Origin of the sequence: Pseudomonas sp. Z18(2022), from assembly GCF_036346535.1 — a bacterium.
Taxonomy (GTDB): domain Bacteria; phylum Pseudomonadota; class Gammaproteobacteria; order Pseudomonadales; family Pseudomonadaceae; genus Aquipseudomonas; species Aquipseudomonas yamanorum_A.
This window is the reverse complement of sequence record NZ_JAOTOA010000004.1, coordinates 390,004-410,955: the sequence shown is the minus strand read 5'-3', so window position 1 is coordinate 410,955 and position 20,952 is coordinate 390,004. Positions and strand designations below refer to the sequence as shown.

The window sequence follows — 20,952 nt, the reverse complement described above, 5'->3', positions numbered from 1 at the left end:
CTGATTTTTTGCCTGCCTTTCTACAATGATTCCAAGAGGAACAGACATGGCCGAATCTTCCCCGATCCGCTACAGCTTTGGCGGTGATGAACACCTGTTTGCCGAGGTCAGCGAGAGCATGTCCCTGGAGGCTTTCTTCAAGGGCATGGCCGTCACCCGCGCGGTGGAACGCCTGGCCCTGGACGGTGTGCTGGACGTGTGCCTGGCGAATGCCTCGTTCCAGATCCGCTTCGACCCGGACCGCATCGCGCCCCATGTGCTGCTCGACGCGGTGCAAAGCGCCGAAGCTCTGGCCGTGGCCGAACGCACCTTGCACACCCGCATCATCGAAATCCCGGTGCTGTACAACGACCCCTGGACCCATGAAACCTTGATGCGCTTTCGCGACCGTCATCAAGACCCCACCGGTACCGACCTGGAGTACGCAGCGCGGATCAACGGCCTGGCGGATGTGGAGGCGTTTATTGCGGCCCACAGTGGCGCGCCGTGGTTTGTCTCGATGGTGGGGTTTGTGGCGGGCCTGCCGTTCATGTTCCAGATGGTGGAGCGCGAGCGGCAGTTGCAGGTGCCCAAGTACCTGCGCCCGCGCACCGACACGCCAAAACTGACCCTCGGCCACGGTGGTTGCTTCGGCTGTATCTACTCGGTACGCGGCGCCGGCGGTTACCAGATGTTCGGCGTCACCCCGGCACCGATCTACGACCCTCAGCAGCAGTTGGCGTACCTCAAGGAACACATGGTGTTCTTCCGCCCGGGCGACATCGTGCAATTCAAACCCATGGACCGCGACGCCTATGACCTGGCCGTGGCAGAAGTGGACGCGGGGCGTTTCGACCTGCGCATCCGCCCGGTGGAATTTTCCCTCGATGCTTTTCTCGCCGACCCCATCGGTTATCCGAAAACCCTGCAGGAGGCGCTGGCATGATCAAGGTACTCAAACCCGGCCTCGCCACCTCGGTGCAGGACCTTGGCCGTGAAGGTTATTACCACCTGGGCATCCCGCCGTCCGGCGCGCTGGACCAATACGCGTTGAGCGCGGCCAACCACCTGGTGGGCAACCCGGCCGGCGCCGCCGGGCTGGAATGCACGTTGATCGGGCCTGAGCTGGAGTTTCAGCAGGACGCCCTGGTGGCGTTGTGCGGCGCCTTGATGTCGCCGCGCCTGGACGGGGTAGTGGTGCATCAGGACACCGCGTTTCAAGTGCGTGCCGGGCAAGTGTTGCGCTTCGAATTTCCCAAGGCCGGTGCGCGGACTTACCTGGCGGTGGCCGGTGGCATTGATGTGCCGCTGGTGTTGGGCAGCCGCTCTACTTACACCCTTGGCGCCTTGGGCGGTTTTCAGGGCCGGCGGTTGGTGGAGGGTGATGAGCTGCCTGTGGGCGAGGCCAGCGGCAAAGGCCGGGCGGGCAATAGCTTGCCCATGGCGTTGCGCCAATCGGTGGGCGGCGACGTGACGCTACGGGTGGTGCCGGGGTTGTATTACGAGCGACTGACGCCCGGAGCAAAAACCAGTTTCTTTGCCGAGCCCTGGACAGTCGGTTCGGAAGCGGACCGCATCGGCTATCGATTCAAGGGCGGCAGTGCCTTGAGTTTTCAGCCACGGGAGCAGCCGTTTGGGGCTGGCTCGGATCCGTCGAACATCGTCGACAGTTGCTACCCCATCGGCTCGATCCAGGTGCCGGCCGGGCTGGAGCCGATCGTGCTGCATCGGGACGCGGTGTCGGGTGGCGGCTACGCGATGATTGGCACGGTGATCAGTGCCGATCTGGACCTGATCGGGCAGATGCAGCCGAACCAGCGAGCGGGGTTTGTGGCGGTGACGCTGGAGCAAGCGCTGGAGGCGCGGCGGGTGTACAAGAAGCGGCTGAAGCTGATGGGCGGGTTGTTCAATAGCTGAAAACACCGCCGAACCCACTGTGAGAACTGGCTTGTGTGGGAGCTGGCTTGCCTGCGATAGCATCACCTTGGTGTAACTGATACACCGCGGCGCCTGCATCGCGGGCAAGCCCGGCTCCCACACAAGCCAGCTCCCACATTTTCATCGGGTTGTGTCAGAACAGCTTGGTAAACAACCAGTACAAGCTACCCGACAGCAAAATCGCCGCCGGCAACGTCAGCACCCAGGCCATCAGCAAATTGCGGATGGTCTTCATCTGCAAACCCGCCCCGTTCGCCACCATGGTCCCGGCCACGCCCGACGACAGCACATGGGTGGTGGACACCGGCAAGCCATACATGTCCGCCGCGCCGATGGTCAGCATCGCCACCATCTCCGCCGATGCGCCCTGGGCGTAGGTCAGGTGGGTCTTGCCGATCTTCTCGCCCACCGTCACCACGATGCGTTTCCAGCCGACCATGGTCCCAAGGCCGAGGGCGATGGCCACGGCGATCTTGACCCACAACGGGATAAACCGCGTGGCGCTGTCAATCTGTTGCTTGAACAGTTGCAGCTTGTTCTGGGTGTCGGCGTCAAAGTTACCGACCTTGCCCTTGTCCATCAGGCGAATGGTTTCGCTGGTCAGGTACATGTCGTTACGCACGTTGCCAACGGCCTCCACCGGTACGGCAGCGAGGGAGCCGTAGCTCTTCACTTCTTCGCCGATATGCCCGGTGATGGCGGCGAGGGCGGGCACCAGTTCCGGCGTGGCTTCCTTGGTGCGCACATAGGTCGACAAGGTGGCACGGGAATCGGCCGGTGCCAGTTGCGGGGCGCTTTTCACCAGGGCCGCCTGGGTGACTTCAGCCACGGCGGCGAACTGCAAGGACTCACCGGCCGGCATGGTGCGGTTCAGCGCGTAGGCCATCGGCAGGGTGCCCACCAGGATCAACATGATCAGGCCCATGCCTTTCTGCCCGTCGTTGGAACCGTGGGCGAACGACACACCGGTGCAGGTGGCGATCAACATGCCACGAATCCACCAAGGCGGCGGGGTGTCGCCTTTTGGCGCCTTGTACAGTGCACGGTTTTTCACGAAGGCCCGCAACGCCAGCAACAGCAGGGCGGCGAAGGCGAAGCCGATCAGCGGCGACAGCAGCAGTGCATAACCAATCTTGATCGCCTGGCCCCAGTCGACGCCGCTGGTGCCGTCACGCCCGTGCATCAGTGCGTTGGCCACGCCGACGCCGATGATCGAACCGATCAGGGTGTGGGACGACGACGCCGGCAAACCCAGCCACCAGGTGCCGAGGTTCCACAGGATTGCGGCGATCAACAGCGCGAAGATCATCGCAAAACCGGCGGAGGAGCCGACCTGCAAAATCAACTCCACCGGCAGCAGCGCGATGATGCCGAACGCCACCGCGCCGCTGGACAGCAGCACCCCGAGGAAGTTGAAAAAGCCCGACCACACCACCGCGAAATGCGGCGGCAGCGAGTTGGTGTAGATCACCGTGGCCACGGCGTTGGCGGTGTCGTGGAAGCCGTTGACGAACTCGAAACCCAGGGCGATCAACAGCGCCACACCCAGCAGCAGGAACGGGGTCCAGGTGGTGACCACGGTGCCCAGTTCGTGCATGTCGTGCATCAGGCTGTAGGCGGTGAACAGCAGGCCCATGGCGAGTACGGCGAAGAAAATGATCACCGTCACAAGGCCGGGTTTCTTGTCCAGGCGCGGTTTGGGGTCGGTGGTGGCGGAGGAGGTGGAGGCGGTCAGGGAAGGGGTGGCCATGCCGGAGCATCCAGTGTTGAGGAAGGATATCCGTCATGATCATTGCAAAATGTTACAGAGATGCTGCGGTAAATCAGTGTTTAAGGAATTGGGATGGCCGCCGGTCCACAAAACACCGCATATCAAATGTGGGAGCAGGCAAGCCAGCTCCCACATTTGATTGCATTTCAGCTCTAGTAATCCCCGCGCTTGCGAAACGCCCAGCGCCCGGCAATCAACGTGAACGTGGCCACCAGCGCCACCAGAATCCAGAAGCCCTCGGGGTCCGTAGAAAGCGGCACGCCACCCACGTTCATGCCAAAAAAACCGGCGATGATATTGATCGGCAGCGCCAGCACCGTGACCACCGTCAGGGTAAACAGTGTGCGGTTGCTTTGCTCGTTGAGGTTGGCGGCGATCTCTTCCTGCAGCAGTTTGATCCGCTCCCCAAGCGCCGTCAGGTCGTTGATGATCAGCGCAAATTCCTCGGTGGATTTGCGCAATTCCTTAACGTCTTCCTTCTGCAACCATTGCGGTGGGCGGTTGAGCAGCCGCAGCAACGAGCCGGGCTCCAGTGCCAGCAGCCGTTGCAGGCGCACCAGCACCCGGCGCGCGGCGCCCAGTTCGGCACGGTTGGTGGACAGCCGCGACGACAGCAACTGATCTTCGATCTGGTCGACGCTGAGGCTGGTCTTGCGCACGATCTGCGTCAGCACCTCGCCCTGGTCCCGCAGCAAATGCACCAGCAATTCCAGAGGCGAACGAAACTGCTCACCGGCCTTGACCGACGAGCGCAGCTTGTCCACCGAGTGCAGCGGTTGCAGGCGGGCGCTGACCAGCAGCCGGCTGCGGGCGCAGACCCACAAGGTGGAGATGTCGGAAGACACCATGCTGCTGAAGTTGAACACCACGTCGTTGACCACCGCCAGCAAGGCCGAGTCCACGTGTTCGATACGGGTGGAGCGCGAGCCTTCGTGCAAGGCTTCGAAGAACTCGGCCGGCAGTTCCAGGTGCGCCTGCATCCAGCGCTCGCAGGCGGCGTGGGCCAGGTTCAAATGCAGCCAGAGGAATTCTTCGGGGTCACCGGGTTGCTGCAAGGCCGCCAGGGCGGTGGCTGAGTCAATCTGCTCGCCCTTTTCACCGGGGCGAAAACGAAAACCGTAAAGCAAGCCAAACAGGTCAGAGTCCTGGTGGCCGTGGTCGATGCTGTGGTTCATGGAGGCTCGCAGGGAAAGTGCCTGTAGGAAATTTCACAGGTTCACTTGCGTGCATCATGGCAACTGGATTTGACGGTTTTGTGACAGTTTGAGGCAGGCGTCAGTGGCCCGTCGACAAACTGAAGCTGAATACCGTGCCGTCCTGCTCGTGGGACGACACTTCCAGGCGCCCGCCATGGGCATCGGCAATCTGTTTGACGATGTACAACCCCAGGCCCAACCCGGCCTGGGGCAGGGCGCCGGTCGGTCGGGAGTAGGGTTGGAACAGCAGTGGCATGGCCTGGTCACTGATCAGCCCACGGTTTTTCACCGTCAGTTCGAAGGTGCCGGCGTTGACCTGGGCGCTGACTTCCACCGGCCCTTCGGGGTTGCCGTGGCTGATGGCATTGGCCACCAGGTTGGAGAGCAATTGCGCCAGCCGTTCGCGGTCGCCGCGTACACCGTCGAGGTTGCCGATGCGGGCGTGGATCAGCCGTGTCGGGTGCACGTGCTGCACCTCGTCCACCACGTGCTGCAAGGTGTCTTCCAGCCCGGAGCATTCACCGATGTTCACCGGGATGCCGCTGCCCATGCGCCCACGGGCAAAGTCCAGTACATCTTCCACCAACTGCGAGGCCCGGCGGCCGCTGGCGAGCATGTGCCGTACCAGGACGTCGGTGGCCGGGTCCGGGTGTTTGCGCAACAGGCGCTCGGCACCGACGTTGATCGCGAACAGCGGGTTGCGCAGGTCGTGGCCAAGCACGGCGATGAACTGTTCCCGCAGTTCGGCGGTTTCGCGCTCCTGCTGCAAGTCGGCCTCGGTTTGTTGCAGGCTTTCCTCGGCTTCGATTTGCAGCGACAGCACCCGGGCGAACGACTCCATGGTGGACTGGATGGTGCTGCTGCGCAGTTGTGCCGGGTTTGGGTCCAGGGCGCAGATGGTGCCGAAGAAACGCCCGTCGGTGCGGAACACCGGTACCGAGATGTAGCTTTCAAAGTGGTAGATGCGCGGTGTGTGGTGGTCGCGGTACAGCGGGTCTTCGCTGGCCTTGTCGATCACGATCGAGACGTGGGAGCCGCGAATTTCGTGGCACAGGGTGGTGGTCAGGTCCAGCTCGCCGCCCACGGGCAAGCCGAAGTCCAGGCGGTCGAGTACGGCGCAGGCGGTCCATGTGTCATCGGTCACGCGTGCCACGGCAGCAAACCGCAGGCCGGTCATTTCGCTGACCACCTGGAGAATTGCCGGTACAGCACTGATTCGGCCAATGGTGGCAATGTCGGCGGCTTTTTGCCCCATGGCGAACGGTCTCGATCCTGATGCTGCTGGCGTTGTGCCTTGGCTGATGGTTGGGATTCTAGCGAGCTTGGCGGCACAAGGTACAAATTCGTTCACGGTAATTAGACTATTTGCTCTTCCGGGCGACGAGCGCGCATGAAAAAGCCGCGCGGCCCTTGGGGCGGCGCGGCTTTTGGGTGATTCAACTTATTTGTCTTGCTTGTTTTCCAGCACTTCGCCGGTCTTGGCATCCAGCTTCACGTCCCACTTCACGTTGCTGGTGTCACGCAGTTCGGTCTCGTAGACCAGGCGGCCGGCTTTGTCTTCCAGTTCGGTATCGACAATGGTGGCGCCCGGGTGCTGGGCCACGGCCTTGGCGTTGAGTTTTTCGAAATCCATGATGGCGCCGGATTTGAGCAGGCTTGGAATCTGGTCCGGGCGAACGTCTGCCTGGGCCAAACCAGCGGTGAGGGTCAGGGCGGCAGCGGCGAACAGGGCAGTGATGGTTTTCATGGTGTGATCCTTTGGGGTGAGCTGTTTAAGTGGGATCAGGTTAACCGGCGCAACTTAATTCACCCTTAAATTGCGCCGTTTGTTCAATCGACCGCGAAGGCGGGGTTTCATGCTGGCGTCTCAATTATGGGAGACACAGATGAAACGGTTAATGACCTGGGTCTATGGGCCCGTGTTCTGGGTGGGGTTTATCGGTTGGGCGCTTTGGCTGGTGCAGGTGGACGCGCCGCAATGGCTGGGGCTGGTGTTCGTCACGGCGGTGGTGGTGTCGTTTATCGCTGAAGGGTGGATGCCTTATGAGCCTCAATGGAATCGTAACCAGGGGGATCGTCGGCGGGACATGATTCATGCACTGGTCAATGAAAGCCTCAATGCGGTGGGCCTGTTGAGCTTGCCCGTGTTGACCGCGCTACTGGCTTTCGACGGTGTATGGCCGCGCGCCTTGCCACTCTGGGAGCAGTTGCTGCTGGCGATCTTTATTGCCGATGCGGGCATCACCCTGATGCATTACGCCAGTCACCGGGTCGCCGCCTTGTGGCGCCTGCATGCGGTGCATCACAGCGTGCAACGGCTGTACGGCTTCAATGGTTTGATGAAGCACCCGTTGCACCAGATGCTGGAAGCCACGGCCGGGTTGGCGCCGTTGATCCTGCTGGGCATTCCCACGGATGTGGCGCTGCTGTTGGCCCTGGCGATTGCCATTCAACTGCTGTTGCAGCACTCCAATGTCGACATGCGCCTTGGGCCGCTGCGCTGGGTGTTTGCCTGGGCGCCGGTGCACCGTTTTCATCACATGAAGTATGGCCGGGCAGGGGATGTGAATTTCGGCTTGTTTTTCAACCTGTGGGATTGGCTGTTGGGCACCGCGTTTTACCGCCAGGACTATCGAATGGGCCAGGGCGATTTGGGGATTGGCAGCCGGCCGGACTTTCCGCGGGATTATGTGGCGCAGTTGTGTGATCCATTCAAAACGGTGCGGTTGAGCAAGGAGCCGCCGGTTCCCGTCGAGCTAGTCCAGGATGCGCACATGCAGGTTGCGCAACGATGCCCCGGCGGTGACGCCGAATAGTTGCTTCATGGTCCGGGAAAAATGCGCCGAATCGGCAAACCCGGCGCCATGGGCGGCCTCGGTCAAGGTGCCGCCGCCGAGTGCCAGCCCCAATGCCACACGCAAACGTCGCCACAGCACCAGGCGACGTACCGGCAGGCCCAACTGGTTGGCGAACAAACGCTCCAGCTGGCTCAACGAAACGTGTGCGGCCTGGGCCAGGGCGTGGGCCGAGACCTTGCCGCTCAGTTGCTGGTCCAGCGCCAGCAATGCGCGTTCCACGCGGGCATCTTCCTGGGCGCGTCTGGGCAACTGCCGCAATGTGCGGTCGAGTGCTTCAAGGGACAGTTCGCTGTCGGCCAGGGCGGTTTGCAAAGAGGCAAAATCAAACGCGCCGGGCTCGGCATACACCATCAACACCTCACCGTCGGTGTGGAGGATGGCGTGGGGCATTCTTGAGGGGATAAACAGGCGATGGGCCGTGGTGACACGGCCATCGAGGCTGGCCTTGATCGGCCCGCCTGGGGAGAGCATCAGCTGATGGGCATAGTGTGCATGGGGCGCGGTATGCCCCGCCATGCCCTGGATCAGCCCGTAGTCAGGCCCCAGCCACAGGCGACCTGACCATTCGGGCTTCACTCAGTAACCGTTGTCCTGCAGCAGGTCGGCCACACTCGAGGACGGCCAGCGCTTGTAGTACTTCAGCAGTTCGGCGGCGCGGTTGGTGAAGATGCCATCGACGCCGGCCTTCATCACCTTGTCGAAGTCCACCGGCTCATCCACGGTGTACACGTGCACCAGCAGGCCCTTGTCGTGGGTCAACTGGTTCATCTCGGGTTTGACCAGGTCGGAATAGCTCTGGTCGCCCAGGTTGGTCAACTGTGCCGATGGGCCGGTACCGATGGCGCCCAGGCTCTTGGCCTCGTCGATCCATTTTTCGAACTCGGCGGCGTCTTTCGGTTCTTGCTTGGCGTAGTAGGCGGCTTTGCTCGGCTCGCCGGATTCGGCGAAGGTCACCTTGGATTTCGGCTCGATACTGCCTTCACCCACCCACAACAGCAGGATTTTCGGGGTGTTGGGCATCTCTTTTTGCAGTTCTTTCAGGCTGTCCTTCTCAAAGGTTTGCAGCACCACGCGGCCCTTGCCCTGGCCGACGCCGATGTTTTTCTGGGCCTGGTTGGATCCGGTGGAGCTCAGCCAGCCTTTATCCAGCAGCTTGTTCTTGAGGTCGGCTTCGATACCCGGGAACTGCTTCGGCTCTTTGGTTTCGATGTACAGGCCGGGTTTGTGCTGCGGGTTGCCTTCGGCGATCTTGATGATTTCGTCCAGGCTCAGGATTTTCAAGCCGACGAAGCCAGGGCGGGCGCGGTCCGGGTAGGCGGCGTTGAACCAGCTGCCGGCGTCCAGGGTTTTAAGCTCGGCCCAGGTGAATTCGTTGGCCGGGCTGTCCTTGCGCTCGGGGAACTTGGTGGCGACGTCGGTGGTGCGCTGCAGGTTGTTGTCATGCAGGGCGAAGAGCACGCCGTCCTTGCTGCGTTGCAGGTCCATTTCCAGGTAGTCGGCACCCAGGTCGCGCGCGACTTTGTAGGCGGCTGCGGTGGATTCCGGAGCGTCGTAGGACGCGCCACGGTGGGCAATCACGGCAGGGTGCGGGATGCCTTCGTTGGTCGCGAGTTCGGTAGGGCTGATCGGGCTTGCCGCCTGCGCCTGGCCAAGGCCCAGCATCAGGGCCAGCAGCAGGGCACTCTTGGTAAACGTGACAGGCATATGCGAAGTCCTTTCGTGGAGGTAACTTTGAGAAGGGCTCCTTTTTAACAATTGCATGCGAATGGCGCTATCACCAAACCGACATTAACGTGTTCACGGGCCATTTTTCTGCGCTTTTGTGCTGTGCTATGCAGTACTCTTGCCCTCAGCTGCCCCATCAGAGGGCAGATTTTTCTGCCACGCGTGTAAACCATCTTTCCAGTCCAAGTAGGACTTTTCAGTGAGGTTTACCATGCGCATCACCTCCGAGCTTATCTGCCAGGCCGCCGACCAACTCCACGGTTTTGTCGGCCTGAACCGCAAGACCGGCCAGTACATCGTACGTTTCAGCGAAGACTCCTTCGGCATGGACGTGGCTGATGACGGCATCATCCCCACCGCCGAATTTGTCTGGCAGCCGGTTGACGCGCAGGCCATGACCTTGTCCCGCGAGCGGGTCCAATTGTTGCTGGACCAGAATATCGACGACCGCATCAACATCACGGAGCCGCTGCGGGTGTACATGCGCCGGGTGGAAATTCCACAGATCAGTGCGGTGCGCAGTCTGGTCAGTTGAGTGGCGCATAGCCCAGCGGCTGGAGCGCTTTTTGTGGCTAGGGAGCTTGCTGTGGCAGTGTGGCGAGAGAGCTTCTGTGGCGAGGGAGCTTGCTCCCGCTGGGCTGCGAAGCGGCCCCAAAATCTTGGGAGCGCTGCGCACTCCAGCGGGAGCAAGCTCCCTCGCCACAGAAGCTCCCTCGCCACAGAAGCTCCCTGCCACAGCAAGCTCCCTCACTACAGCAAGCTCTCTCCCCACAGAAGCTCGCTTGTCCAAATTGGGTGTTTTACACAGGTGGATGTTTCAGCGCTCGAACGCGTAGGACCGCTCCACCTTGCACACCCGTGTATGGCACGCCGAGTACCAGGTGGAGCGCCCCTGTTCGCGCACCTGGGTGTGTTCGGCGTGTTGCTTCCAGGCCAGGATCGCGGCTTCGTTGCTCCAGTAGGACACGGTGATGCCCAGCCCATCGTCCCCGCGCGCCGATTCCACGCCGAGAAATCCGGGCTGTTGCCGGGCCAGCTCCAGCATGCGGTCGGCCGCTTGCCCGTAACCGTTGTCGCCTTCAGTGCGCAACGAACTGAACACCACGGCGTAATACGGTGGCGCAGGCGTCTTGGCGATCATGCGCACGCCCTCAGCAACGCAATGGCCAGTGGCGGAGTAACGCCCTTGAGTGCCGCACGTTCCGGCTGGAACAGGGTGGCGACAAAAAACGGATGGTCCAGCAATTCCACTGCCCGCAGGTCGCCCGCCGAGTCATGGCCGCTGGCGATCAGGTCCGCCTCCAGCAATGCGCTTTCGAAGTCAGGGTTGATGCCATAACGGCACCGGTAGCCTTCATGGATATCGAGGGTGCCGTAGGCCTCGGCGATGCGGGTAAAGGCCATCAATCGGATGTTGTTTGTCGCTTCCACCAGGGCACAGGTCAGGGGCGTGAGCACCGCGCGTGGCGAGTCGGGGGCCAGTTCGCCATGTTCGGCGTCGGCCCAGCCCAGCACGTTGCGGGCATATTCCAGCACCGCGTGTTGAAATCCGCCGCAGGTGCCGAGGAAAGGACGACGTTGTTCGCGGGCATAACGGATGGCCAGCAGGGCGCCGTCGAGGTCGCGGTAGGGGCTGGCGGGGACACACCAGAAGCCGTCGTAATGCTGCAATTGTTCGGTGGATTTGATCGTGTCGGTGGCCAGCCAGTCGAACCGCACCGTCAGGCCCAGCGCCTCGCCGGCCTGTTGCAACGCCAGGGGAATGGCCTGATGGGCCGTGACTTGGGCATCGTAGTCGCCGATCAAGGCCAGGTGCAGGGTGGTTTTATTCATTGCGGGTATCCGTGGCTTGTTGAGTCCTGGCGCGCACTATAGATTGGCGCTCACGCAATCAATATTGGCGTTAATACACATGCTCAATGCAGCAACGCACTATCAAATTGATTACCCCGACCTTTCGCTGATCCTCGCGCTGGTGCGTGGCGGCACGCTCGCCCGGGCGGCGGCGTTGTTGCGGGTGGATGTGTCTACGGTGTTTCGCGCGGTGCGACGGCTGGAGAAGGCGCTGGGCCAGACACTGTTTGAAAAAAGCCGCGCTGGCTACCTGCCCACCACCTTGGCCACCACCCTCGCCGGGCAGGCCGAACGTGCCGAACAGGCGCTGGAGGCCGCGCGCGTGGGCGTGGAGCAGGGCGGTGAAGTGATCAGCGGCACGGTGCGCCTGACGTGTACGGATTCGGTGTTGCAGTCACTGTTATTGCCGGCCCTGGCGCAGTTCATGCCCGGTTACCCGGCGCTGACCCTGGAGCTGAGCACCTCCAATGACTTTGCCAACCTCAGCCGCCGCGATGCGGATATCGCTTTGCGCCTGACCAAGGCACCGCCCGAACATCTGGTAGGACGTTGCCTGGGCACGGTGTCGTATCGGGTGTGTGCCAGTGCCGATTATGCCCGCCAGCATGCAGGCGCGGAGCTGGATGCCCTGAGCTGGATTGCGCCGGATGACTTCCTGCCGGATCACCCCACCGTCACCTGGCGGCGCCAGCACTTGCCGGGGGTGATGCCTGCCTATCGCTGCAACAGCATGGTGTCGGTGACCGAACTGGTGCGCGCGGGGCTCGGCGTAGCGGCGTTGCCGGATTACCTGCTGGGCGCGGGCCTGCACCCGCTGAGCCCGCCATTGGTGGGGCACGACACGGCCCTGTGGTTGCTGACACGCCCCGACTGCCGGGCGTTGCGCTCGGTGGTGACGTTGTTTGATCAGTTGGGCCAGCATGTGCGATTGCCGGCGCACCCACTGTAGGAGCTGGCTTGCCTGCGATAGCGGTGTATCAGCCACCCATGTACTGGCTGACCCACCGCTATCGCAGGCAAGCCAGCTCCTACAGTGGATAGGTGGCAGGGTCAGGTCTTGCGGACGAAGTGGTCATGCATTTCGCTGGTCAGCCCTTCGATGCGTTCGGTCAGTTGCTTGGTCATCTCGGTGAGCTTGGTGTTCTGCTCCAGCAGTTCCAGCAGTTGCTTGGTGGTCTGCGCCGCCTGGGCCTGGCGTTCGGTGTTGGCCACAGCCAGGGCTTCACGGTGCTGGGCGTCGGCGTCGGACTGGGCCTTGTCCCTTGCGGCCTGGCGGGTCTGGGCCAGCAGGATCAACGGCGCGGCGTAGGCCGATTGCAGGCTGAACGCCAGGTTCAAGAGGATGAATGGGTACACGTCAAAATGCGTGACGCCGGTTATGTTGAGCACCACCCACAGAACCACAATCGCCGTTTGCGCCCCGAGGAAGGTCGGGGTGCCAAAGAAGCGCGCAAAGGCTTCGGCTTTCAGCGCAAACGTATCGTTGCCAAAGGTCGGCGCGAGGTGGGCGTGTTTGCGGTGAAAGCGCAGGTGATCAACCTTGGCTTCTGTTTTCTCTTGGGTCATGGCGGGCTCGAATCCGTGGCGTAAGACAAGCCACCACTATAGACCGAGCCCTCCACCCGGCACATGAAGAAGCCTGTCGCTTACCTGTTGCCCCGTTCATTGGCAAACGCACTGACGGCCTGCACGGCCTCGCTGGTGCCTTCGCGAATCTGCAGGATCACCGTGCCGGCCTGGTTGGCCAGCTCTACGCCCTGTGCGGCGCGGTCCCGGGTGCCGTCCATGCTGTCGATGGCCTGGCGGGTTTCGCTCTGGATCATCTCGATCATCGAGGAAATCTCCGCCGTTGAACCGCTGGTGCGCGCCGCCAGTTGCCGCACTTCGTCGGCCACCACCGCAAACCCGCGGCCTTGCTCACCGGCCCGCGCGGCTTCGATGGCCGCGTTCAACGCCAGCAGGTTGGTCTGGTCGGCAATCCCGCGAATGGTGTTGACGATGGCGGTGATCTGTTGTGAACGCTCGCCCAGCTTGGCGATCAGCGCGGAAGAACCGTCGATATTGGCGGCAATCTCGCGCATGCCCGTGGCGGTCTGCTGGATCACTTCGGCGCCTTTTTCGGCGATGTCCCGGGTTTGCAGCGAGATGTGATAGGCCTGGGTCGCGCTGTGCGCATCAGCGGCGTGTTTCTCCACCATGGCCGTGACGTCGGAGGCGTATTTCACCACCTTGCACAGGCGCCCGCTGGCGTCGTACACCGGGTTGTAGTTGGCTTCGAGCCACAGGACCTGGCCGTTTTTGTCGATACGTTCGAACTGGCCGTTGAACAGCTCACCCTGGTTCAGCCGCTGCCAGAAATCGCTGTAGGCACTGCTGTTGGCCAGTTCGGGTTTGCAGAACATGCGGTGATGTTTGCCCTGGACCTGCGCCAGGGTGTAGCCCATGCGATGCAGGAAGTTCTGGTTGGCGCTGATGATGGTGCCGTCGAGGTTGAACTCGATCACCGCCATGGCGCGGTCGATGGCCTGCAACTTGGCGTTGGCTTCGCTCTCGGCCTGCATTTTCGGGGTGACGTCCATGGCGTACTTCACCACTTTCACCACGTTGCCGGATGCGTCGCGCACCGGGTTGTAGCTGGCCTCCAGCCAGATCGGCTGGCCGGCGCCGGTCACTCGTTCGAAGGTGCCCGACTGGAACTGGCCATTGCGCAGGTGCGTCCACAGCTGGCCGTACTCGGCGCTGCGGGCAAAGGCCGGGGTGCAGAACAGGCGATGGGACTGGCCCACGACCTGGTCGGCGGTGTAGCCCATGGCCTTGAGGAAATTTTCGTTGGCCCGAAGGACAGTGCCTTGCAGGTCGAATTCGATCACGGCCATGGAGCGGTCGATGGCGTCGAGAAGGCCGGCTTGCTGGGTGATCGTGGCTTGCAAGGTACTGATGGTTTTTTTATGGGCGTTGAATAGCATGGTCGTGTGCTCGGGGGAAGCAAGCGTCAGGGATTTCCATGGGGGCGCCTGCCACCGTAGGGCTCAAGCCTACGGCAAACGTGCTCATTGCCAGCTTCCTTGTGCGGGCAGAAGGGTGGAACAGCGGATTCAGAGTCGTATGGCCGGCAAGAAGTTCTACGACGGCCGACCAATGGCGGCATTATGCTATCGGTCGGTGACGGCTGCGTTTAATTCAGACGAGTTGTAGCGGGCGGGATTCAGGCGGTGTGGGCGACCACGTAGTCGCTGATATTGACCCGGTTACGACCGGTGTCTTTGGCGGCATACAGGGCCCGATCCGCTGCGTTGAGCCACATGGCCGCGTCGCTGAAGGCGGGCTGGAACGAAGCCAGGCCAATGCTCAGGCTGACCCGCAGCTCGGGGATTTCCGGACTACGGTAGTTGCTGAACACTTCGCGCATGCGCTCCATGACCTGCGCAGCCTGTTCCAGGGGCATGTCCGGAAGAATCACACAGAACTCATCGCCGCCATAACGCCCTGCCAGGTCGTTTTCCCGCAGGTTGCGTCGTAGCTCCAGGCTCAGTTGGCGCAATACCTGGTCACCGATGATGTGCCCGTAGCTGTCGTTGATCTGCTTGAAGTGGTCGATGTCGATCAGCGCGATGGTGGCGTGGACCTGCTGTTGCTGGCACTTGTGAAACTTCAGGTGCAGCAGGTCTTTCCACGAACCGTGGTTGAGCAGCCCGGTGAGGCTGTCGGTGCGGCTCAGGGCACTCAGGGCGCGTTTGTGTTCCGACAGTTTGATCGCCAGGCGGTAGCAGACCATGCCCAGGGCCATGGGATACAGGGTCAGCATCGGCAGGCAGGCGTAGACCTGAACCAGGCTGACGTCGGGGTTGAAGGTGATCCCGAACAACAGCCAGGACACGCCGACGCCCACCCCTTGCGCCACGACGCCATGGAGGAACAGGCGTTTGCCGCCGGCGGCGACGTTGTTCATGGTCATCATCGACAGGATGGTCACGGCCGTCAGGGGCGTGAACTGGGTGGTGGCCGCCCAGAACCCGCCGAGCAGCGAGTCGTACAGCAGGTTTCTTCGTTCAGCCTTGTAGGGGAAGTCGGAGCGAGAGGAGAGTTGATACGCCAGGTGCGCCCAGCCAAAACCATTGAACAGCAGCAACGCCCACACCCAGCCTGGCATGTGCAGTGGGTAAAGCGCAGCGATGACACTGATGCAGCCGATGCCCAGGCCGATGATCCTTGGCCTGTAGATACGTCTGGCAAATGACAGCCCTTTGCCTGGTTGGTTTTCCATAAATTCCTGGGTCGATTTTTCTTTTGCAGGTACGGCAGCACACGTGATCGAGAAAACCACTGGTCGGATAATACGTGTGAATATTGTCAGTTATTCGCGTAGGAATAATCAGTGTCCTTCGAGGCCATTTGCAAAGGACACACGGCAAATCCGTCAAAAAACGACCTGGGATGTCGTTCCTGCAACAGGTCAGTGCTGCGGCACGACCTCATAGCCCGCCAGGAACAGGTCGATGGCCGACTCAATAACGTTCGCCTGGGCATCGGCATCCAGGGTGGGCTGGCCCAGGGTGATCTGTGGCCAGAAGGCGAAGGCCTTGAGCAGGCTTTGCACCTGATGAGCGGCGAAGCACGGGTCGGTGCAACTGAGCCGGCCGTCTTCCTGGGCGGCGCGTACCCACTGGGTGAAGCCTTCTTCACGCATGCTCAGGCGGTTGACCATGTCCTGGGCGCGTTCCGGCGAGTGGATGGTGGCGGCAATCGCCACCCGGGCCAGGTCGAGGAAGTTGGCGTCCGACATCATGGTCATCTTGGCTTGCAGCAGCCCGCGCAGTTGCTCACGCAGCGGGCGGTCACTGGCGTAGCTGACGTCCAGTTGCGCAACGCTGCTGGCCCACAGTTGATGCAGGATTTCGGCGAACAGCTCTTCCTTGCTCGGGAAGTGGTTGTACACCGTGCGCTTGGAAACTCCGGCGGTGGCAGCGATCTTGTCCATGCTGGTGACCTCGAAACCGTTGTCGCGAAACTCGGCGATGGCGGCTGCCACGATGGCTTCGCGTTTACGGTCGGTGAGGCGCAGGGGTACAGTCATGGGAGGATTCGGCTCTGAAGGGAAACTTACACTCGGTAGTTTACTTGCTCCCGGTTTTGTTGCAATCTAGAAACTACACTGTGCAGTGTAATTTTTAGAGCAGTCTGCAGGAGTTCCTCGGTAATGGCCACGATCTCAACCCGTCTCGACAGTTCTTCTACAGCGCCCAAGTCTTCCGAACAGCATCAAGGTCACTTCACCAACCAGAAGCCCATCCAGCATGGCGGCTTGGGCAAGACCTTGGGCATCATGTGGAAGATGCTCTTCCAGAAGCCTCGCAGCACGCGGCCGGTGGGTGAGATCCCGGTGCAGCCGCTGACCCGCGAGCAACTGTTTGCCGCCCCCGACCACAGCGTTTTCCGCCTCGGGCACTCCACTGTGCTGCTGAAAATGCGCGGCAAGTTCTGGCTGACCGACCCGGTGTTCGCCGAGCGCGCATCGCCGTTCAGTTGGGCCGGCCCCAAGCGTTTCCATCAGCCACCGATCAGCCTGGAGGAGCTGCCGCCGATCGAGGCGGTGATCCTTTCCCACAATCACTACGACCACCTGGACCACAAGGCGGTGGTGCAACTGGCGGACAAGACCCGCTACTTCCTCGCGCCACTGGGTGTGGGCGATACGCTGGTCAAGTGGGGTGTGGACGCCGGCAAGGTGCGGCAACTGGACTGGTGGCAGGGCACCGAAGTCGACGGGATTCGTTTTGTCGCAACACCGGCCCAGCACTTCTCCGGGCGCGGCCTGTTCGATGGTAACCAGACGCTGTGGTGTTCGTGGGTGATGATCGATGGCCCACGGCGGATTTTCTTCAGCGGTGATACTGGTTATTTCGACGGCTTCAAGCGCATTGGCGAGCAGTACGGCCCGTTCGATCTGACGCTGATGGAAACCGGTGCCTACAACGTCGACTGGCCCCACGTTCACATGCAGCCGGAAGAAACGCTGCAGGCGCACATCGACTTGAAAGGCCGCTGGCTGCTGCCGATCCACAACGGTACGTTCGACCTGGCGTTTCACGCATGGCATGAACCCTTCGACCGCATCATGGCACTGGCCTGGGAGCGTAACGTGTCGATCACCACGCCGCCGATGGGCCAGGCGTTCATGCTCAATCAACCGGAACGCGGGCAGGCGTGGTGGTTGGAAGTCGAGCATCAAGGCAGCGAAGAGCGCGTCAGCGGGTAATGGCCGTTTGATCCTGATGCCAGGGTTTTAAAACGAGCCAGTGCCAGCCATTTCCGACAGACACCCACCCCGTTAAAGGGATGCAATCACGCCTCGAAAACCCAATTCGAGGCGTGGGAGTGTATGGACGACAAGAGTAGGAAGGTCACGGCATCGGGCGCGCCGTGCCTGTTCAAGCAGCCCGTCTCGGGGGAGAGTCCTGGTCCCCCGTCCTGCGCACCAACCGCTGGCAAGGGCGTTGTGTTTGGCGGTAAGGCGGCGGGTGCGATTACCGACTCGTCCCCTCCCCAGGGCGGCCTGGAGTTTGGCATCTCCAGTGGGTACGGCCCAAGGTTCGACATCCCCGGTCCCATGATGCACACCGTGCGCGATGCCTCGTTATCACTGATCGCCCTCAGCGGCGTCGATCCCCAGGGGCCAGTGATGGTGGAGATCCCGCCGGTCGCCGACGCCGGTCATCTGAGACATACACCGTCGTTGGCAGGCAGCCGTATTGGCTTTGCCAGCGAGTATGTTGCGGGTGGTGTTCGGGAAACGATCAGGCACAGCGCGCACTTTGTCCTGGTACTGAACGCACTGCGCGCCGCCGGTGCGCAGTTGGTGGCCGTGACTGCACGGGTGGCGGACGACACGCGCCATTTCACCCTGGACCCGGGCAACGAAATTAATGATCGGGTCACGGAAAATCGTCTGGATGGGGTGGTGGCGGATGCGCACAGTGCCACTTTTGAGCAGGCATCCGCCGCGGGCAACCCAAGCTTTTGCGTGCCCGCCGGGATGGACGCCGAAGGGGTTGCGAGGGTTGTCTGGTTTTATGGCGCGCACTGGGCGGGTGATCGCCTGGCCGCGTTGGTACGAGGTTGCCGACAGGTTTTGGAGCACCTTGAAATGCCTACTCCGTATCGCGAGTGATCGTACGCGGCGGTAAGAGTTACCCCCGAGTCATTGAGTGATTCACTTCTTAGACTGAGGGCGGGATATCTACAGGTATCCCCAACATTCAGACAGGCAGGGGAGCTGTTTATGATCGGACCAGGTTTGGGCGCGGTATGGGGAGCAGGTCTTTTCGAGGCGGTGGTTAACCCACCGCAGGCCTATCGGAGTGCCGACGAACTGGCGGCGGACATGGCCAGGCCCGACGGGCCCGGTTCGGCTTCGCTGGTGAGGGATTCGCTGAAGTTAATCGCCAACGTGGACAAGGGCTTGCAGGGCGGCAACGCGTTTATTGAAATCAATCCGGATGCCCTTGAGAACGCCCGTGCACTTGATCAGGAGCGTGCAGTTGGCAAGGTACGCGGGCCATTGCATGGCGTGCCGATAGCGCTCAAGGATGTTTTCGAAACAGGCGACAAGATGCAGACCAGTGGTGGCTCAATGGCGCTGGTGGGCAAGCCCGCTTCAAAAAATGCGAGGGTGGTGGACAACCTGCTGAAGGCCGGTGTGGTGATTATTGGCAAAACCAACATGAGCGAGTTGTCCAATTTTCGCTCTGACATATCGACCAGTGGCTGGAGTTCCAGGGGTGGCCAAACGCTCAATCCTCATCGATTGAATGGCCAGCCGGCGGGGTCAAGCACGGGCTCGGCCGTGGCGGTGGCCCAGGGGATGGTGCCTTTGGCACTGGGCGTCGAGACCAATGGTTCGATCATCGCGCCGGCGGCCTATAACGGTGTGATTGGTTTCAAACCCACTGTGGGGCTGGTGAGTACTGAAGGGGTAATGACCAGCTCCCGCCAGGACACGGTGGGGACCTTCACCCGCAATGTACGAGATGCTGCGCAGGCACTGGATGCCATGACCGAAACGGACCGTTACACCGCCGGGCTCAGTGATGATGCCTTGAAGGGCAAACGCATTGGTTACACACCGTTGCCTGAGCTATCGGCAGATGACGCAGAAGACCCAGACATAAAAGCCGACCGGCAGCATTTTGCCGACGCTCTCAAATTGCTGCAGGCCAAGGGTGCGATATTGGTGCCAGTGGGGCGGCTGGCCGCAGGCTTATCCGGCGATATCCATGCCAGTTACAGCCTCGCCCTCTACGCCGACGTTAAGCAAAAACTTGAGGCTTACCTGGCCGGGCGCGAAGGTTTGCCGGTGAAATCCCTGTCCGAGCTGATTGAATTCAACGAGCGCAACAATGGGCCGGGAGTTCCCGACCAGGGGCTGCTGACCATGATCAACGACCTGGATATCAGTGATGAAGTGCGGGAAGGGTTATGGGCCGCTATCGGTCCGATTTTCGAGGGCGCCCTCAAGACCCCACTGACCGAGCACAAGCTCGATGCAATCGTGTCGAACTTCCTTTCGGGCAGTTACTACTACGCAGCGGCGGCCGGTTACCCCGGAATATCCGTGCCCTCGGGCATGGACGATGACGGTATGCCGACGGCGCTTCACTTCTACGGCGCGAGCTTGAGCGAACCCACATTGCTTTCGGTTGCCTACGGCTATGAGCAGGCCTCCCTGGCAATCAGGGAGCCTGCGTTTATTCCCGGGCCGGGCTAGTTCAACCCATAGCGTGCGGCGGGTTTGCGGTGCGACAGGTTCGGGCCCAGTGCCAGCCGTGCGCTTTCGTAAGCCTCCCAATCGGCGTTGTCCGAGAGTGAAGGGATCGTTACGGCTTCACCTTGGGCCAGGCCGGCGAGGGCAGCGTCCACCAGGTTTTCCGTGGTCATCACCATGGTTTCCGGCAGGTTGTTCACCGGCAGGCCGGCAATGTCCCAGAACTCGGTGGCGGTTGCGCCCGGCAGCACGACTTGCACCACCACGCCCTTGTCGGCCAGCTCATGCTGCAACGATTCGCTGAAGGCCTGCACGAAGGCCTTGGTGCCGCCGTATACGCCGTTCAATAGCTTGGGGGCGAGGGCGACAATCGAGCCAATGTTGATGATCGTGCCGCGACCCTGGGCGACAAAGTTGGTCGCGGCCGCCTTGGCCAGGCGGGTCAGCGCCAGCACGTTAAGCAGGATCATCGCGTCCATCTTGTCGGCGTCGGAGTCCAGCAGCGAAGCCGTGGCGCCCACGCCGGCGTTATTGACCAGCAGGCTGATACGGCTGTCTTCGTGTACGACCTGGGCGATACGTGCGAGGTCGGCTGGCAGATTCAGGTCGGCGGCTATCACCTCGACGTTACGCTGAGTGCTGGCCTTCAGGCGGGTCGCCAGTTGCTCCAGGCGTTGCTGATTGCGGGCCACCAGAATCAGATCGTAGCCCGCGTGGGCCAGGCGGTCGGCATACACCGCGCCTATGCCGGACGAAGCACCGGTGATCAGGGCATAACCTTTATGGTGTGACATGGCAGTTGCTCCAAATGGCCGGGGAGAGGATCGGCCTTGTTGGAATCAAGATTATGGGTGTAATGTGGTGGCTGCA

At 61.6% G+C, this 20,952-nt stretch carries 21 protein-coding genes; 8 read left to right on the top strand and 13 right to left on the bottom strand.

Annotation, left to right across the window (positions count from 1 at the left end; all coding sequences use genetic code 11):
- The first annotated feature begins 46 nt into the window (after window positions 1-46).
- Both V3W39_RS12785 and V3W39_RS12780 read left to right on the top strand, forming a co-directional pair.
- Entirely contained in the window at window positions 47-925 is an 879-nt protein-coding gene (locus V3W39_RS12785) for a 5-oxoprolinase subunit B family protein (RefSeq protein WP_010169810.1), read from the top strand.
- Window positions 922-1,896, top strand: coding sequence for a biotin-dependent carboxyltransferase family protein (locus V3W39_RS12780; RefSeq protein WP_177113741.1), 975 nt, complete (start codon window positions 922-924; stop codon window positions 1,894-1,896). The genes V3W39_RS12785 and V3W39_RS12780 overlap by 4 nt, the downstream gene beginning before the upstream one ends.
- Before the next feature lie 154 nt (window positions 1,897-2,050).
- Here V3W39_RS12780 and V3W39_RS12775 read toward each other — a convergent pair whose 3' ends face one another.
- The 4 genes from V3W39_RS12775 to V3W39_RS12760 all read right to left on the bottom strand — a co-directional run bounded on the left by V3W39_RS12775 (window position 2,051) and on the right by V3W39_RS12760 (window position 6,631).
- A complete protein-coding gene (locus V3W39_RS12775; RefSeq protein ID WP_177078638.1) occupies window positions 2,051-3,667 on the bottom strand; it encodes an inorganic phosphate transporter in 1,617 nt (538 codons plus the stop codon).
- A 173-nt stretch (window positions 3,668-3,840) separates the two neighbouring features.
- Entirely contained in the window at window positions 3,841-4,863 is a 1,023-nt protein-coding gene (locus V3W39_RS12770; RefSeq protein WP_177113739.1) for a transporter, read from the bottom strand.
- A 100-nt stretch (window positions 4,864-4,963) separates the two neighbouring features.
- Entirely contained in the window at window positions 4,964-6,139 is a 1,176-nt protein-coding gene (locus V3W39_RS12765; RefSeq protein ID WP_330212714.1) for a GAF domain-containing sensor histidine kinase, read from the bottom strand.
- Window positions 6,140-6,325: 186 nt separating this feature from the next.
- Complete coding sequence (locus V3W39_RS12760) at window positions 6,326-6,631, bottom strand: PepSY domain-containing protein (protein WP_177042870.1); 306 nt, start codon at window positions 6,629-6,631, stop codon at window positions 6,326-6,328.
- 139 nt (window positions 6,632-6,770) lie between these two features.
- Between V3W39_RS12760 and V3W39_RS12755 the strand changes: the two genes are divergently transcribed.
- Entirely contained in the window at window positions 6,771-7,700 is a 930-nt protein-coding gene (locus V3W39_RS12755; RefSeq protein WP_330212713.1) for a sterol desaturase family protein, read from the top strand.
- Here the strand turns inward: V3W39_RS12755 and V3W39_RS12750 are convergent.
- Together V3W39_RS12750 and V3W39_RS12745 are read right to left on the bottom strand one after the other, a co-directional pair.
- A complete protein-coding gene (locus V3W39_RS12750; RefSeq protein ID WP_330212712.1) occupies window positions 7,641-8,318 on the bottom strand; it encodes an AraC family transcriptional regulator in 678 nt (225 codons plus the stop codon). The genes V3W39_RS12755 and V3W39_RS12750 overlap by 60 nt on opposite strands.
- Window positions 8,319-9,446 carry a glycerophosphodiester phosphodiesterase gene (locus tag V3W39_RS12745; RefSeq protein WP_177042873.1) on the bottom strand — a complete coding sequence of 376 codons (1,128 nt, stop codon included), beginning with the start codon at window positions 9,444-9,446 and terminating at the stop codon, window positions 8,319-8,321.
- Between the two features lie 232 nt (window positions 9,447-9,678).
- Here V3W39_RS12745 and V3W39_RS12740 point away from each other — a divergent pair, with 232 nt between their 5' ends.
- Window positions 9,679-10,002, top strand: a complete 324-nt coding sequence (locus V3W39_RS12740) for a DUF2025 family protein (RefSeq protein WP_177042874.1) — start codon at window positions 9,679-9,681, stop codon at window positions 10,000-10,002.
- Between the two features lie 282 nt (window positions 10,003-10,284).
- On the opposite strand, the gene V3W39_RS12735 is transcribed toward V3W39_RS12740, so the two are convergent.
- Together V3W39_RS12735 and V3W39_RS12730 are read right to left on the bottom strand one after the other, a co-directional pair.
- On the bottom strand, window positions 10,285-10,608 hold the full coding sequence (locus V3W39_RS12735; RefSeq protein WP_177042875.1) for an antibiotic biosynthesis monooxygenase family protein: 324 nt from the start codon (window positions 10,606-10,608) through the stop codon (window positions 10,285-10,287).
- The gene (locus tag V3W39_RS12730; RefSeq protein WP_330212711.1) at window positions 10,605-11,300 is read right to left on the bottom strand and encodes a CTP synthase C-terminal region-related (seleno)protein; all 696 of its coding nucleotides are present in this window, start codon (window positions 11,298-11,300) and stop codon (window positions 10,605-10,607) included. The genes V3W39_RS12735 and V3W39_RS12730 overlap by 4 nt, the downstream gene beginning before the upstream one ends.
- 79 nt (window positions 11,301-11,379) lie before the next feature.
- Between V3W39_RS12730 and V3W39_RS12725 the strand changes: the two genes are divergently transcribed.
- A complete protein-coding gene (locus V3W39_RS12725; RefSeq protein ID WP_177042877.1) occupies window positions 11,380-12,270 on the top strand; it encodes a LysR family transcriptional regulator in 891 nt (296 codons plus the stop codon).
- 101 nt (window positions 12,271-12,371) lie between these two features.
- Here V3W39_RS12725 and V3W39_RS12720 read toward each other — a convergent pair whose 3' ends face one another.
- The 4 genes from V3W39_RS12720 to V3W39_RS12705 form a co-directional block, all read right to left on the bottom strand.
- Window positions 12,372-12,887 (bottom strand): DUF1003 domain-containing protein, encoded by a 516-nt coding sequence (locus V3W39_RS12720; protein WP_177078631.1) that lies wholly within the window; start codon window positions 12,885-12,887, stop codon window positions 12,372-12,374.
- Between the two features lie 80 nt (window positions 12,888-12,967).
- Window positions 12,968-14,287 (bottom strand): methyl-accepting chemotaxis protein, encoded by a 1,320-nt coding sequence (locus V3W39_RS12715; RefSeq protein WP_177042879.1) that lies wholly within the window; start codon window positions 14,285-14,287, stop codon window positions 12,968-12,970.
- Window positions 14,288-14,526: 239 nt separating this feature from the next.
- On the bottom strand, window positions 14,527-15,585 hold the full coding sequence (locus V3W39_RS12710; protein ID WP_177078630.1) for a diguanylate cyclase: 1,059 nt from the start codon (window positions 15,583-15,585) through the stop codon (window positions 14,527-14,529).
- A 189-nt stretch (window positions 15,586-15,774) separates the two neighbouring features.
- A complete protein-coding gene (locus tag V3W39_RS12705; protein ID WP_177042881.1) occupies window positions 15,775-16,395 on the bottom strand; it encodes a TetR/AcrR family transcriptional regulator in 621 nt (206 codons plus the stop codon).
- Between the two features lie 123 nt (window positions 16,396-16,518).
- On the opposite strand from V3W39_RS12705, the gene V3W39_RS12700 reads away from it, so the two are divergent.
- The 3 genes from V3W39_RS12700 to V3W39_RS12690 all read left to right on the top strand — a co-directional run bounded on the left by V3W39_RS12700 (window position 16,519) and on the right by V3W39_RS12690 (window position 20,085).
- Window positions 16,519-17,577: an MBL fold metallo-hydrolase gene (locus tag V3W39_RS12700; RefSeq protein ID WP_177121629.1), complete on the top strand. Its 1,059-nt coding sequence runs from the start codon at window positions 16,519-16,521 to the stop codon at window positions 17,575-17,577.
- Window positions 17,578-17,940: 363 nt separating this feature from the next.
- Entirely contained in the window at window positions 17,941-18,489 is a 549-nt protein-coding gene (locus V3W39_RS12695; RefSeq protein WP_330212710.1) for a hypothetical protein, read from the top strand.
- A 201-nt stretch (window positions 18,490-18,690) separates the two neighbouring features.
- Entirely contained in the window at window positions 18,691-20,085 is a 1,395-nt protein-coding gene (locus V3W39_RS12690) for an amidase family protein (RefSeq protein WP_442968401.1), read from the top strand.
- On the opposite strand, the gene V3W39_RS12685 is transcribed toward V3W39_RS12690, so the two are convergent.
- Window positions 20,082-20,876: an SDR family NAD(P)-dependent oxidoreductase gene (locus V3W39_RS12685; RefSeq protein WP_177042884.1), complete on the bottom strand. Its 795-nt coding sequence runs from the start codon at window positions 20,874-20,876 to the stop codon at window positions 20,082-20,084. The two genes, V3W39_RS12690 and V3W39_RS12685, sit on opposite strands and share 4 nt — an antisense overlap.
- Between the last annotated feature and the right edge of the window lie 76 nt (window positions 20,877-20,952).

Coding starts and splice junctions, on each gene's coding strand:
- V3W39_RS12785 (WP_010169810.1), top strand. CDS start 47: ATGGCCGAATCTTCCCCGATCCGCTACAGCTTTGGCGGTGATGAACAC.
- V3W39_RS12780 (WP_177113741.1), top strand. CDS start 922: ATGATCAAGGTACTCAAACCCGGCCTCGCCACCTCGGTGCAGGACCTT.
- V3W39_RS12775 (WP_177078638.1), bottom strand. CDS start 3,667: ATGGCCACCCCTTCCCTGACCGCCTCCACCTCCTCCGCCACCACCGAC.
- V3W39_RS12770 (WP_177113739.1), bottom strand. CDS start 4,863: ATGAACCACAGCATCGACCACGGCCACCAGGACTCTGACCTGTTTGGC.
- V3W39_RS12765 (WP_330212714.1), bottom strand. CDS start 6,139: ATGGGGCAAAAAGCCGCCGACATTGCCACCATTGGCCGAATCAGTGCT.
- V3W39_RS12760 (WP_177042870.1), bottom strand. CDS start 6,631: ATGAAAACCATCACTGCCCTGTTCGCCGCTGCCGCCCTGACCCTCACC.
- V3W39_RS12755 (WP_330212713.1), top strand. CDS start 6,771: ATGAAACGGTTAATGACCTGGGTCTATGGGCCCGTGTTCTGGGTGGGG.
- V3W39_RS12745 (WP_177042873.1), bottom strand. CDS start 9,446: ATGCCTGTCACGTTTACCAAGAGTGCCCTGCTGCTGGCCCTGATGCTG.
- V3W39_RS12740 (WP_177042874.1), top strand. CDS start 9,679: ATGCGCATCACCTCCGAGCTTATCTGCCAGGCCGCCGACCAACTCCAC.
- V3W39_RS12735 (WP_177042875.1), bottom strand. CDS start 10,608: ATGATCGCCAAGACGCCTGCGCCACCGTATTACGCCGTGGTGTTCAGT.
- V3W39_RS12730 (WP_330212711.1), bottom strand. CDS start 11,300: ATGAATAAAACCACCCTGCACCTGGCCTTGATCGGCGACTACGATGCC.
- V3W39_RS12725 (WP_177042877.1), top strand. CDS start 11,380: ATGCTCAATGCAGCAACGCACTATCAAATTGATTACCCCGACCTTTCG.
- V3W39_RS12720 (WP_177078631.1), bottom strand. CDS start 12,887: ATGACCCAAGAGAAAACAGAAGCCAAGGTTGATCACCTGCGCTTTCAC.
- V3W39_RS12715 (WP_177042879.1), bottom strand. CDS start 14,287: ATGCTATTCAACGCCCATAAAAAAACCATCAGTACCTTGCAAGCCACG.
- V3W39_RS12710 (WP_177078630.1), bottom strand. CDS start 15,585: ATGGAAAACCAACCAGGCAAAGGGCTGTCATTTGCCAGACGTATCTAC.
- V3W39_RS12705 (WP_177042881.1), bottom strand. CDS start 16,395: ATGACTGTACCCCTGCGCCTCACCGACCGTAAACGCGAAGCCATCGTG.
- V3W39_RS12700 (WP_177121629.1), top strand. CDS start 16,519: ATGGCCACGATCTCAACCCGTCTCGACAGTTCTTCTACAGCGCCCAAG.
- V3W39_RS12685 (WP_177042884.1), bottom strand. CDS start 20,876: ATGTCACACCATAAAGGTTATGCCCTGATCACCGGTGCTTCGTCCGGC.